Source organism: Cellulomonas sp. B6 (assembly GCF_001462455.1).
Classification (GTDB): Bacteria; Actinomycetota; Actinomycetes; order Actinomycetales; family Cellulomonadaceae; genus Cellulomonas.
Window position 1 is genome coordinate 1 of the sequence record NZ_LNTD01000122.1, and the last position, 12357, is coordinate 12357.

Below are 12357 nucleotides of genomic sequence, written 5' to 3' on the forward strand. Positions count from 1 at the left end.
ACGGCGGCTGGCAGCAGCCGCCAGGGCCCCGACCTCCGGCGCCGCCCGACCCGGCCGGTGTCGCCCGCGCGACGCGCGCGGCGGTGTGGAGCGCGTGCCTGCTGCTGCTCGGCGTGCTGCTGATGAGCGCACCGTTCCCCGGCCTGCTGCTCGCTCCCGTCACGGCCGTCGCGAGCCTCACGTTCGCGATCGTCGCCGTGGTGCGGGCCGCGCGGGCCCGGGCCCGCGGTCAGGTCGTCGGGCTCGCGGTCGTGCTGATCGCGGCCTCGCTGCTGTGGACGGTTCTCAGCGGGCAGTCGCTGCTCTACGTGGACGCGGTCCGCGACCTGCAGGGCTGCAGCGGCGCCGCGCTGACGCAGCAGGCGCAGCGCGCGTGCCAGTCGCAGTTCGAGCAGGCCGTGCAGGACCGCGTCGGCTCGCTGGTCGGCCGCCGGGGCTGACCCGTCGCGAGCGGCCGACGACCTCAGGCGGGACCGGTGACGGGGCCGTCCGTGGTCGGCACCGCGCCGGTCCCGGACGTCGGCGCCGCCTCGGACGTCGCCGCGGCGCGGGACGGCGACACCGCGTCGCCACCCGCACGCCGGCGCTCGCGCCGGCGTCGTACCGCCGCACGCACCTCGGGGTCCCACGGCACGCACACGCACGCGGCGGCGACGCCCGTCCCGGCGGCCACGAGCAGCGCGACGAGGCCGACGTGCGCGCCGACGTGCGCCATCCGGCCGGGGCCGACGGCACCGCTCGCCGCGGCCACCAGCACCGCGACCAGGCCCCCCACCGTCCCTGCCAGGACACCGAGGGACACCGCGACGTCGCGCGGCCGCGTCGGCGTCGACCAGCGGTGCAGCGCCAGGCCGGCCAGCACGCCGACGGCCAGCACGAGGGCGGGCGCCGCGAGCAGCGGCCCACCGCCCGCGTCGGGCAGCGCACCGAGCAGCGGGACCGCGGGCAGCGGGCCGGCGACGACGTCGTCGGGGGCGAAGCGCGTGCCGGCACCGACCGCGAACCCCGGCCCGGCGACCCACGCGAGCGCCCACACGACGAGGTTCGGCACGAACGCGAGCTCCGCGACGGCGAGCACGACCCCGCCGACCGCGTCGAGCGAGAGACCGGCGACGACCTCGGCGATCGTGGCGTGACCGGACGCCACCCACACGACGGTCACGACCGCCGCGACGCCGACGAGGCCGGCCGTCGCGAGCAGCCCGGCCCGCAGACCGACCGCGGCACCGCCGGGCAGCCGGTCGCGCCACGGGGCGACAAGCCGTGACCACGACGGGGCCTCGGGGCGGCGCAGCAGACCGGCCCCCAGCCCGAGCGTCCCGACGACGACCCCGCCGAGCAGCGCACGCAGCACCCCGCCTGCGTCGGCGCCGGCGACGAGCGCGACGAGCACCGTGAGCAGCGTGTACGCGCCGACGCCCGCGAGCGCGGCACCGCGCGTGGCGTGGCCCGAGCGGCGCGCCGACGCGTAGCACGTGAACACCGCGAGCGCGGTGAGCCCGAGCGGCACGACCGAGACGACCGCACCGCCGAGGGCTGCCGGCACGCCGTGCGCGAGCAGCCAGAGGTTCGCGGCCACGACGACCGCCCGGGTCCAGGCGACGTCGGCGTTCGCGGGGTCGGCGGAGGTCGCGACGAACACCGCGACCGCGGGCAGCGCGACCACGAGCAGCGAGAGCGCGGCCCCCTGCAGGGCGGTCAGTGCACCGACGGCCCACCGCGGCGCGCCGTCGATCGCCGACGTGAAGAACGACGGGCGCGGGTCGTCCTGCAGGACGCGGCGCACGCGTCCCGTGGTGGGGACGGGACCGGTGGGGGTGGGCACCCGCCCATGGTCGCCGCTCCCCCGGCCGGGCGGTGGCACCCGGACCCGGCGCGTCGGCCCTGCGTGGTCCCGCGGCCCGTGACGCACGAGAGCGGCGAGCCGGACCTCCCGGGTCCGGGTCGCCGCTCTCGGTGGTGCGTCAGGCGGAGAGGATCTCGCGCGCGAGTGCGGCCGTCTCCGACGGGGTCTTCCCGACCTTGACGCCGGCGGCCTCGAGGGCCTCCTTCTTGGCCTGCGCGGTGCCGGACGAGCCGGACACGATCGCACCGGCGTGGCCCATGGTCTTGCCCTCGGGCGCCGTGAAGCCCGCGACGTAGCCGACGACCGGCTTGGTGACGTTCGCCTGGATGTAGGCCGCGGCACGCTCCTCGGCGTCGCCGCCGATCTCGCCGATCATGACGATGAGGTCGGTGTCGGGGTCGGCCTCGAACGCGGCGAGCGCGTCGATGTGGGTCGTGCCGATGATCGGGTCGCCACCGATGCCGACGGCCGAGGAGAACCCGAAGTCCCGCAGCTCGTACATCATCTGGTAGGTCAGCGTGCCCGACTTCGACACCAGGCCGATGCGACCGGGGCCCGTGATGTCGGCGGGGATGATGCCGACGTTGGACTTCCCGGGGCTGATGAGGCCCGGGCAGTTGGGGCCGACGAGCCGCACGCCCTTGTCCTGCGCGTAGGCGAAGAACTCGGCGGTGTCGGCCACCGGCACGCCCTCGGTGATGATGACGACGAGCGGGACGCCCGCGTCGACGGCCTCGACGACCGCGGCCTTGGTGAAGGCCGGCGGCACGAAGATCACGGACACGTCGGCGCCGGTCTGCGCGACCGCGTCGGCGACCGAGCCGAAGACGGGCACGTCGACCGTGCCGTCGCCGTGCGGGAACGTCACCGACGTGCCGGCCTTGCGCGGGTTCACGCCACCGACGACGTGCGTGCCCGACGCGAGCATGCGGGTCGTGTGCTTCTGGCCCTCCGACCCCGTCATGCCCTGGACGATGACCTTGGACTCCTCGGTGAGGAAGATCGCCATGGTGTGTCTGCTTCTCTCTGGTCGGGGGTCTCAGGCGGTGTGGGCGAGCTCGGCGGCCTTGTCGGCCCCGCCGTCCATCGTCTCGGCCAGCGTCACGAGCGGGTGCGCGGCCTGCGCGAGGATCGCGCGGCCCTCGACCACGTTGTTGCCGTCGAGGCGCACGACGAGCGGCTTGGACGCCTCGTCGCCGAGGATCCCGAGCGCCGCGACGATGCCGTTGGCGACCGCGTCGCACGCCGTGATGCCGCCGAACACGTTGACGAACACCGACTTGACCTGCGGGTCCGACAGGATGATGTCGAGGCCCGCGGCCATGACCTCGGCCGAGGCGCCGCCGCCGATGTCGAGGAAGTTCGCGGGCTTGACGCCGCCGTGCGCCTCGCCGGCGTACGCGACGACGTCGAGCGTGCTCATGACGAGCCCCGCGCCGTTGCCGATGATGCCGACCTCGCCGTCGAGCTTGACGTAGTTGAGGTCCTTCTCCTTGGCGCGCGCCTCGAGCGGGTCGGCCGCGGCGGCGTCCTCGAGCTCGGCGTGCTCGGCGTGGCGGAAGTCCGCGTTGGCGTCGAGCGTGACCTTGCCGTCGAGCGCGACGACGTCGCCCTCCTCGGTGAGCACGAGGGGGTTGACCTCGACGAGCGTCGCGTCCTCCTCGCGGTAGACGGTCCACAGCTTCTGCAGGACGTCCGCGACCTTCGGCGCGAGCTCGGGCGCGAAGCCCGCGGCGGCGACGATCTCGTCGGCCTTCGCCTGGTCGATGCCCGTGCGGGGGTCGACCGCGACCTTCGCGAGGGCGTCGGGGCGCTCGACCGCGAGCTGCTCGATCTCCATGCCGCCCTCGACCGAGCACATCGCGAGGTAGCGACGCTCGGCGCGGTCCAGCAGCAGCGAGAAGTAGAACTCCTGCGCGATGCGCGCACCGGCAGCGATCATCACGCGGTGCACGGTGTGCCCCTTGATGTCCATGCCGAGGATCTCGCCGGCCCTCTCGGCGGCCTCGTCGGCGGACCGGGCGATCTTGACGCCGCCCGCCTTGCCGCGGCCGCCCGTCTTCACCTGGGCCTTGACCACGACCACACCGCCCTCGGGCGGGAGCAGCCGCTCCGCCGCCGCGCGGGCCTCGTCGGGGGTCGTGGCGACGATGCCGCCGAGCACGGGCACGCCGTGCTTCTCGAAGATGTCACGTGCCTGGTACTCGAACAGGTCCACCTGGTCCGGTTCCTCTCGTCACCACCGCGACGGCCCGGTGCGGCCGCGTCGCCGCAGTGATCGTATCGCCGGGACCGAGGTCCCTCGACATCAAGAGACTGTGGGCGGGGTCACGTCGCCGCGGTCCGGTTCGCTACGGTCGTCCCGTGCCCGACTCCCGCCGGGCGGTGCTCGACCGGGTCGCCGCCGTCGTCCCCGCCGCGGACGCGCTGGACCGGCCGGTGCTCGTCGCCGTCGACGGCGTGGACGGCGCGGGCAAGACCACGTTCGCCGACGCGCTGGGCGACGCGCTCACCGACCGCGGCGCGGCGGTGCTGCGCGCGTCAGTCGACGGGTTCCACCGACCCGCGGCCCAGCGCTACCGCCGCGGGCGGACCAGCCCCGAGGGGTTCTACCGCGACTCGTACGACCTCGACGCGTTCTGCGCCGTGCTGCTCGACCCGCTGCGTGCGGGCCACCGCGGCCCCCGGCGCGTGCGCACCGCGGTGCACGACGTGCGCACGGACGCCGACCCGGGCCTGCCGTGGCGCGCGGTGCCGCGCACGACCGTCCTCGTGCTCGACGGGATCTTCCTGCAGCGCACCGAGCTCGCCGAGCGCTGGGACGTCACGGTCTGGCTCGAGGTGCCGTTCGAGGTGACGTACGCGCGCATGGCGGTCCGCGACGGGTGCCCGCCCGACCCCGACCACCCCGCGAACGCGCGGTACCGCCGGGGGCAGGCCCTCTACCTGGCCGAGCACGACCCCGTGGGCCGCGCCGACGTCGTCGTGGACAACACCGACCCGACCCGGCCGCGGGTGCTGCGAGGAGCCTGAGCCGGGGCTCAGTCCTCGACGACGGGGACGTCGGTGAGCCGGAACGGCGCGCGTCCCGCGATGCGGAGCTCGGCGTTGCCGGGGTGGAACCGTGGCGCGACGTCGAGCGTGACGACGTCCTCGCCCGTGTCGGGCCAGACCACGGTCACCGTGCGCACCGTGCCGGGGGCGACGCCGTTGACGATCCGGTCCGACAGGGGGTCGCGCGCCCCGCGCTCCGCGTCCTTGACGTAGTCGACCGGGTAGAGCCGCGTGCCGCCCGACACCAGGGTCACGTTGGTCGGGGCGAACTGCAGCTCGGCGTCCAACGAGCCGCGCGCGTCCCACGCGCCGACCGCGAGCGAGCCGAGCGCGAGGTCCGTCGCACCCGTGTTCGTGACCTCGAGCGCCCCGACGAGGTACCGGCCGACGCGCCGGACCTCGGGCAGCCGCACGTCGAACGTCGCGTCGCCGTCGACGACGGAGAGACCCGTGGCGCCGGTCGCCACGGCGCCCTGCGGGTCGGGCAGGGCACCGGCGTCCACGACGACCTCGGCGGTCTCGGCGGCGTCGGACGACGGCACGAGCACGAGGGCGACGCGCCGGTTGAGGGCGCGCTCGGCGTCGCCGGTCCCGACGACGAGCGGCTCGCTCTCGCCGCGCCCCTCGACCGCCAGGTCGAACGCCGACAGGTCGACGAGCTCCCCGAGCCGGGTCGCGACGGTCTGGGCGCGACGCTGCGACAGGTCGACGTTGTACGTCTCGTCGCCCTGGTCGTCGGTGTGGCCGACGACCGTGAGGTCCCCGCCCCCGTGCGCGGCGACCTGGGCGGCGGCGCTCTGCAGCGCCGCGTCGGCCTCGGGTGCGAGCTGGTCGGAGTCGAACGCGAACAGCACGTCGGACGACACCGCGACCTCGACCTCGTCCGCGGTCCGGCGCGTGCGGACCTGCCCGGAGAGCGCCTCGGTGTACGTCTCCACGGGCGCCGTCACCGCCTCGCCCGCGGGCTGGTCGCTGAGCTCGGAGGGCGGGACCGTGAGGTCGCCCGCCGCCTCGGCCGCGACGACGGGCACGTCCCGCACCCAGCCGACCTGCGGCAGGAGCACGTCGACCGTGTCGTCGTCGACCGCCGGGAACGCGGCGTGGACGACCTCCGCGCCGTCGGCCGCCGCGACCGCCGCGTCGGTGCGCGGACCGCCCGGAGAGCTGTTGCCGGTCGCGAGCGGGCGATCACCGGTCGTGGTCAGCACGGACGTGACGGTGCCGGCGTCGGCATCCACCAGGCGCACGCCGTTCGGGCCGGGGCTCGCGCGGAAGTCGAAGACGTGCCACAGCGCGAGGCTCAGCGTCGACGGCGGGGTCGGCGCGGCGATCCGCAGCACCCCGACGTCGCCGTGCAGCGCGAACGGCCCCACCTCGACGGCGACCTGCTCGCCGCCCAGCAGCGCCTCGACGACCACGGGCTCGACCTGCGCCGCGGCAGCGGCCGAGGCCGTCGCGGTCGACGAGGTGGTCGGCCCCGGCACCGCGTCACCGCCCGTGCACGCGGCCAGCAGCACCGCCAGCGTCACCGCACCCGCCACCACAGCCGACCTGCGCATCCGTGCTCCGTCCGTCGTCCCGTCCCGCGGCCGCACCTCGTCCGGCGCCCGCGGCGGCGAACACCCTAGCGACGTGCGCCGGTCAGAGCTTGGTGACGGGCGAGTAGCGCAGCAGCAGACGCTTCGTGCCGTGCGTCCCGAAGTCGATCTTCGCCACCGCGTTCTGGCCCGCACCCTCGAGCGCGATCACGGTCCCGAGCCCGTAGGCGTCGTGCGTGACCTTGTCGCCGACGTCCAGGTCGGGCACGTCGCCGCGCGGCGTCGCCGACCCGAACGACGCCCCGGTGCGCGGCAGCGGCTCGCGCCGCTCGGTGCGCACGGGACCGCTCGCCGAGCCGGACGACCCGCGCTCGGACCACGAGGACGACGAGCCCCGCCCGCCGCCCGACCCGAAGCCCGAGCCCCACCCGCCGCGCAGGCGCGAGGTCGCGGACTCGCGACGCCGCCAGTCGACGAGCTCCTCGGGGATGTCGTCGAGGAACCGGCTCGGCGGGAACTCGTTGGGCACGCCCCACGCGGTGCGCAGCGCGGCGCGCGAGACGTACAGCCGCTGCCGTGCGCGCGTCAGCCCGACGTACGCGAGGCGCCGCTCCTCGGCGAGCTGGTCGGGGTCGGCCAGCGACCGCATGTGCGGGAACGTGCCGTCCTCCATGCCGGTGAGGAAGACGACCGGGAACTCCAGGCCCTTGGCGGTGTGGAGCGTCATGAGCGTGACGACCCCCGCGGCTGCGGCCGCCGCGGCCTCCTCGGCGGCGTCCGCGCCGTCGGGCGTGGGGATCTGGTCGGAGTCGGCGACGAGCGAGACGCGCTCGAGGAAGTCGGTGAGCGAGCCCTCGGGCTCGGACTGCTCGAACTCGGAGGCGACCGCGTGCAGCTCGGCGAGGTTGTCGACGCGCGAGCCGTCCTGCGGGTCGTCGCTGCCGCGCAGCGTCACGAGGTAGCCGCTGCGGTCGAGCACGGCACCGAGCACCTGGGCCGGACCGGCGCCCGACGCGGCGAGGTCGCGCAGCTCGTCGAGCATGGCCTGGAACGCCCTCAGCCCGGTCACCGCACGCGTGCCGAGGCCCGGGACGTCGTCGAGCCGGCCCAGCGCCGCGCCGAACGAGATCCGCTCGCGCTCGGCGAACGCCGCGACCATCGACTCCGAGCGCTCCCCCAGCCCGCGCTTGGGCTCGTTGAGGATGCGCCGCGTGCTGACGTCGTCGTCGGGGTTCGCGATCGCGCGCAGGTAGGCGATCGCGTCCTTGATCTCCTTGCGCTCGTAGAAGCGCGTGCCGCCGACCACCTTGTAGGGCAGGCCCACGCGCACGAGCACCTCCTCGAGCGCACGGGACTGCGCGTTCGCGCGGTAGAAGATCGCGACGTCCCCGGGGCGCACGCCGTCGGAGTCGCCGAGACGGTCGATCTCCTCGGCGACGAAGCGCGCCTCCTGGTGCTCGTCGTCGGCGACGTACGCGACGATCTGCGCACCCGCGCCCGAGTCGGTCCACAGCCGCTTGGGCTGGCGCCCCGGCACCTTGGAGACCACGGCGTTGGCGGCCGAGAGGATGGTCTGCGTCGAGCGGTAGTTCTGCTCGAGCAGGATCGTCGTGGCGTCCGGGTAGTCGGCCTCGAACTCGAGGATGTTGCGGATCGACGCACCGCGGAACGCGTAGATCGACTGGTCGGCGTCGCCGACGACCGTGAGCTCGCCGCGCCCGATCCCGCCGTGCTCGCCGCCCGTCCCGCCGTCACCCGCGCCGACGCCGGCGAGCTCGCGCACCAGGACGTACTGCGCGTGGTTGGTGTCCTGGTACTCGTCGACCAGCACGTGCCGGAACCGGCGGCGGTAGTGCTCGGCGACCTGCGGGAACGCCTGCAGCAGGTGCACGGTGCGCATGATGAGGTCGTCGAAGTCCATCGCGTTGGCCTGCTGCAGCCGCTGCTGGTAGCGCGTGTAGACCTGTGCGAGCACCGTGTCGAAGTCGTCGGCGCGCCCGCCGCCGTTGCTCGCGGCGTAGGCGTCGGGGTCGACGAGCTCGTCCTTGAGGGCCGAGATCTTGTGCCCCAGCGCCTTCGCCGGGAACTTCTTCGGGTCGAGCTCGAGCTCGCGCGCCACGAGCGTGAGCAGGCGCTGCGAGTCGGCCTGGTCGTAGATCGAGAAGCTCGTGCGCAGCCCGAGCGTCGCGGCCTCTCGACGCAGGATCCGCACGCACGCGGAGTGGAACGTCGAGACCCACATGCGCTGCGCCGACGGCCCGACGAGCTGCTCGACGCGCTCGCGCATCTCGGCGGCGGCCTTGTTGGTGAACGTGATCGCGAGGATCTCGCCGGCCCGCGCGCGGCGCGTCGCGAGGAGGTGCGCGATGCGGTGGGTGAGCACGCGCGTCTTGCCGGAGCCGGCGCCCGCGACGATGAGCAGCGGGCCCCCGGCGTGCAGCACGGCCGCCCGCTGCTGGGGGTTGAGGCCGTCGAGGAGCGCGGCGGCGCGTGCCTCGTCGGCAGGCGCGGGCTCGTCGGCGCCGGCGTCGTCACCGCGCGGCGGCACGACGAGCGGCAGCCCCGACGACTCGCCCGCGTGCGAGCGGGTGGTGGCGGGGCCGAACAGGGGCAGGGAGTCGAACAGCGAGGTCATGGCAGCACCCACCCTAGGCGTCGCCACCGACACGGCGGGACGGCGCCCGCCGTGCCGGCGTCACGCGCGTCAGCGCCAGAGGACCGCGATCGCCACGTTGAGGGCGGTGAGCCCGGCGATCCCGCCGAGGTAGCCGCGCGTCACGACCTCGGGACGACGACGTCCGACGACCACGAGCGCCGTCACGCCCAGCGCGACCACGAGCTTGACGGCGATCTTCACGTTGTTCGGCTCGTGCCCCGCGACGCCGGACGACGCGAGCCCGACCAGCACGATGCCGGTCACGAGCGCCGTCAGCACGCCGTGGAACGCCCCCGGGTTGAGGGTCGCGCCCTTCATCCCGGCGAGCACGCCGCCGAACACCATCGCCCACCCGAGCAGGTGGAGCACCACGAGAGCTCCGTAGACCACGTCCATGACCCCACCCTAGGCGATCTGACACGGTGTCAGATCGCTCACGAGGTCCTCGGCACGTGAGACCCACCACGTGCCGCACCGACGGACGGGCCCCGGCTCGACGGACAGACGCACGCCGCTGTCCGTGGACCGCGGCGGTGTCCTTCGACGTCGCCCGGGGCCCGCTCAGAGCAGCCGGCGTGCCGCCGCCCAGCGCGTCAGCTCGTTGCGGTTCGACAGCTGCAGCTTGCGCAGCACCGCCGACACGTGGGTCTCGACCGTCTTCACCGAGATGAACAGCTCCCCCGCGACCTCGCGGTAGGTGTACCCGCGCGCGATCAGCCGCATGACCTCGCGCTCGCGCGCCGAGAGCCGGTCGAGCTCGTCGTCGCCGGTCGCGACGTCGCCCGCGGCCGCGCCGAACGCGTCGAGCACGAAGCCCGCGAGCCGCGGCGAGAACACCGCGTCGCCCCCGGCCACGCGCAGCACGGCGTCGGACAGGCCCTGCGGGTCGATGTTCTTGGTGACGTACCCGCGCGCACCGACCCGGATGACGGCCACGACGTCCTCCGACGCGTCCGACACCGACAGCGCGAGGAACCGCGTGCCCGGCACGTCGACGCAGCGCCGCACGACCTCGGCCCCGCCGCCGCCGTCGCCGCCCGGCAGGTGCACGTCGAGCAGCACGACCGGGGGCGCGAGCTCGTGCACCACCCGGACCGCCTCGTCGACGTCGGCCGCCTCCCCCACGACCCGCACGCGCGCGTCGAGCGAGGCACGGACCCCCGCCCGGAACATGTGGTGGTCGTCGACCAGCACCACGTCGACCTGCTCGCTCACGCGCTGCGCTCCTCGTCCTCGTCCACCCCGGACCCGCCACGACCGACCGGCATCGCGAGGTGCACCTCCGTGCCCCGCTCGGGGCTGCTGGTGACGCGCGCGGTCCCGCCGCGGCGCCGTACGCGACCCATGATGGACTCCCGCACGCCGAACCGGTCGGGACCGACCGCGTCCAGGTCGAAGCCCTCGCCGCGGTCGCGCACGAACACCTCGACGAGCTGCGGGCCCGCCTCCAGGTACAGCGAGACCGGTGGCCTGCCGTGCACGACCGCGTTGACGAGCGCCTCGCGCGTCGCCTGCAGCAGCGCGAGCGTGTCGGGCTCCGGGACGCGGTCGCCCACGACGACGACGTCGACCGCGACGGCCTCGCCCCCGGGCCCGGACCGCGAGTCCTCGACCTCCGCGACCACGGCCCGCAGCGCCGCGACCAGCGACGTGCCGGGCTCGTGCCGGTCGTCGTAGAGCCACTCGCGCAGCTCGCGCTCCTGCGCGCGGGCCATGCGCGCGACCTCGACGGGCTCGTCGGCGCGCGCGCGGATCAGCGCGAGGGTCTGCAGGACCGAGTCGTGCAGGTGCGCCGCGATGTCGGCGCGCTCGGCCTCCCGCGCGCGGGCCGCGCGCTCGTCGCCGAGCTCGCGCACGAGCCGCACCCACCACGGCGCGAGCACGAGGCCCACGCCGAGCAGCACCGCGAGCCCCGCGACCGCCGACTGCACGAGCAGCACGGGCTCGACGCCGCGTCCGACCACCTGTCCCGCGAGGAGCAGCACGCCCGCCCCCGCGAGCAGCCCGCCGCCGATGAGCCGCAGGACGCTGACGCGGCGCCCGTCGCCCCGCGTGCGCTGCACGGCGTCGAGCTGGCTCCAGGCCAGCGCGAGGCCCAGCAGCACCACGAGGACGGGCAGCGCCCACGCGGCGTCGATCTGCGCACCGAGGCGCATCGCCACGAGCACGCCGGCCGCGAGGACAAGGAGCGCACCCAGCGCGAGCTCGGCCCACGGCACACGACGCCCGTCGGCGCGCAGCGGCTGGCGGCGCGCGAGCCGCTGCAGCGTGCTGGGCCGGGCGGCGGCCGCGACGGCCGCGGGGTCCCCCACGGGCACCGCGAGCCACCAGAAGACGTACAGCGCGGCACCCGTGCCGGCGACGGGCACCAGCAGCACGAGCGCGACGCGCACGACAGCCACCGGCAGCGCCAGGTGCGCCGCGAGGCCCGTGGCCACGCCCGCGAACCAGCGGCCCTGCTCGGGTCGGCGCAGCGGCAGGCGCACGCGCGGCGCGGGCACCGGGCGCGGGGGCGCGCCGAACGGGGCGGGGGCGGTGGTCACGCACCGATCGTCACACGCCCGCACCGGCCGCGGCACGCACCCCGGCCGAGGTTCAGGGGCGCCGCACCGGATCTGGGGGTGCGTCCCAGGGTCCCCTCAGGGGTCGTCCCCGATGTGCCCGGGGTGGCGGCCGCGTCAGGATCGAGCCATGGACACGCAGACTCCCGCCGGTGGCGGCACCGGCGCACCGGGCACGACGCCCGGCACGGGCCCCGGCCCCCAGCCGGGCACCACGCCCCCCGCGGACCGCGCTCCCTCGTCGTTCTGGACGGGTGTGCGCCGCACGGGGCTGTACCGCACCGACGAGCGCTGGGTCGGCGGCGTCGCCGGCGGCGTCGCCGAGCGCCTGGGCGTCGACCCGCTGATCGTGCGCGGCGTCCTCGCCGTGTCGTTCCTGCTCGGCGGGCTCGGCTTCCTGCTGTACGGCGTCGCGTGGGCGCTGCTGCCCGACGCCCGCGACGGCCGCATCCTCTTCGAGCGCCTGCTGGCCGGCGACACCGACCCGACGTTGCTCGGCTCGCTCGTGCTCGTCGTGATCGGCCTGGCACGCGGCGACGGCTGGTGGTGGTTCTGGGACGGCAGCGGCCCGCTCGCGGGCCTGCTGTGGCTCGTGTTCGTGATCGGCATGCTCGTGCTCGTCATCACGGCGACGCAGCGCCGGCACCGGGCGCGCGCGCCCTGGCAGCAGCCGACGCACCCGTACCCGGGCGCCCCCGTGCC

11 protein-coding genes are annotated in these 12357 nt (G+C 75.5%); 3 read left to right on the forward strand and 8 right to left on the reverse strand.

Annotated elements, in window-relative coordinates; genetic code table 11:
• Nucleotides 1-440: hypothetical protein (locus tag ATM99_RS19345; protein WP_062103059.1), on the forward strand; the 440-nt coding region annotated here is incomplete at its 5' end.
• Nucleotides 441-463: 23 nt separating this feature from the next.
• On the opposite strand, the gene ATM99_RS11510 is transcribed toward ATM99_RS19345, so the two are convergent.
• The 3 genes from ATM99_RS11510 to sucC form a co-directional block, all read right to left on the reverse strand.
• Complete coding sequence (locus tag ATM99_RS11510) at nt 464-1825, reverse strand: DUF6350 family protein (RefSeq protein ID WP_190278825.1); 1362 nt, start codon at nt 1823-1825, stop codon at nt 464-466.
• Between the two features lie 139 nt (nt 1826-1964).
• Nucleotides 1965-2855, reverse strand: coding sequence for a succinate--CoA ligase subunit alpha (gene sucD, locus ATM99_RS11515; RefSeq protein WP_062103060.1), 891 nt, complete (start codon nt 2853-2855; stop codon nt 1965-1967).
• 30 nt (nt 2856-2885) lie between these two features.
• On the reverse strand, nt 2886-4064 hold the full coding sequence (gene sucC / locus ATM99_RS11520; protein WP_062103061.1) for an ADP-forming succinate--CoA ligase subunit beta: 1179 nt from the start codon (nt 4062-4064) through the stop codon (nt 2886-2888).
• Nucleotides 4065-4210: 146 nt separating this feature from the next.
• On the opposite strand from sucC, the gene ATM99_RS11525 reads away from it, so the two are divergent.
• On the forward strand, nt 4211-4879 hold the full coding sequence (locus ATM99_RS11525) for a uridine kinase (RefSeq protein WP_062103062.1): 669 nt from the start codon (nt 4211-4213) through the stop codon (nt 4877-4879).
• Nucleotides 4880-4887: 8 nt separating this feature from the next.
• Here ATM99_RS11525 and ATM99_RS11530 read toward each other — a convergent pair whose 3' ends face one another.
• The 5 genes from ATM99_RS11530 to ATM99_RS11550 all read right to left on the reverse strand — a co-directional run bounded on the left by ATM99_RS11530 (nt 4888) and on the right by ATM99_RS11550 (nt 11637).
• The gene (locus tag ATM99_RS11530; protein ID WP_150118266.1) at nt 4888-6459 is read right to left on the reverse strand and encodes an OmpA family protein; all 1572 of its coding nucleotides are present in this window, start codon (nt 6457-6459) and stop codon (nt 4888-4890) included.
• Nucleotides 6460-6541: 82 nt separating this feature from the next.
• On the reverse strand, nt 6542-9073 hold the full coding sequence (pcrA, locus tag ATM99_RS11535) for a DNA helicase PcrA (RefSeq protein ID WP_062103064.1): 2532 nt from the start codon (nt 9071-9073) through the stop codon (nt 6542-6544).
• 69 nt (nt 9074-9142) lie between these two features.
• Nucleotides 9143-9490 (reverse strand): hypothetical protein, encoded by a 348-nt coding sequence (locus ATM99_RS11540; protein WP_062103065.1) that lies wholly within the window; start codon nt 9488-9490, stop codon nt 9143-9145.
• A gap of 165 nt (nt 9491-9655) precedes the next feature.
• Nucleotides 9656-10309, reverse strand: coding sequence for a response regulator transcription factor (locus ATM99_RS11545; protein ID WP_062103066.1), 654 nt, complete (start codon nt 10307-10309; stop codon nt 9656-9658).
• A complete protein-coding gene (locus ATM99_RS11550) occupies nt 10306-11637 on the reverse strand; it encodes an ATP-binding protein (RefSeq protein ID WP_062103067.1) in 1332 nt (443 codons plus the stop codon). The genes ATM99_RS11545 and ATM99_RS11550 overlap by 4 nt, the downstream gene beginning before the upstream one ends.
• Nucleotides 11638-11785: 148 nt before the next feature.
• On the opposite strand from ATM99_RS11550, the gene ATM99_RS11555 reads away from it, so the two are divergent.
• The coding region (locus ATM99_RS11555) for a PspC domain-containing protein (protein WP_223305023.1) at nt 11786-12357 on the forward strand (572 nt) is incomplete at its 3' end.

Excerpts from the sequence above, each read along its gene's own strand:
- ATM99_RS11540 (WP_062103065.1), bottom strand. The coding sequence starts at position 9,490 with ATGGACGTGGTCTACGGAGCTCTCGTGGTGCTCCACCTGCTCGGGTGG.
- pcrA (WP_062103064.1), bottom strand. The coding sequence starts at position 9,073 with ATGACCTCGCTGTTCGACTCCCTGCCCCTGTTCGGCCCCGCCACCACC.
- ATM99_RS11530 (WP_150118266.1), bottom strand. The coding sequence starts at position 6,459 with ATGCGCAGGTCGGCTGTGGTGGCGGGTGCGGTGACGCTGGCGGTGCTG.
- sucD (WP_062103060.1), bottom strand. The coding sequence starts at position 2,855 with ATGGCGATCTTCCTCACCGAGGAGTCCAAGGTCATCGTCCAGGGCATG.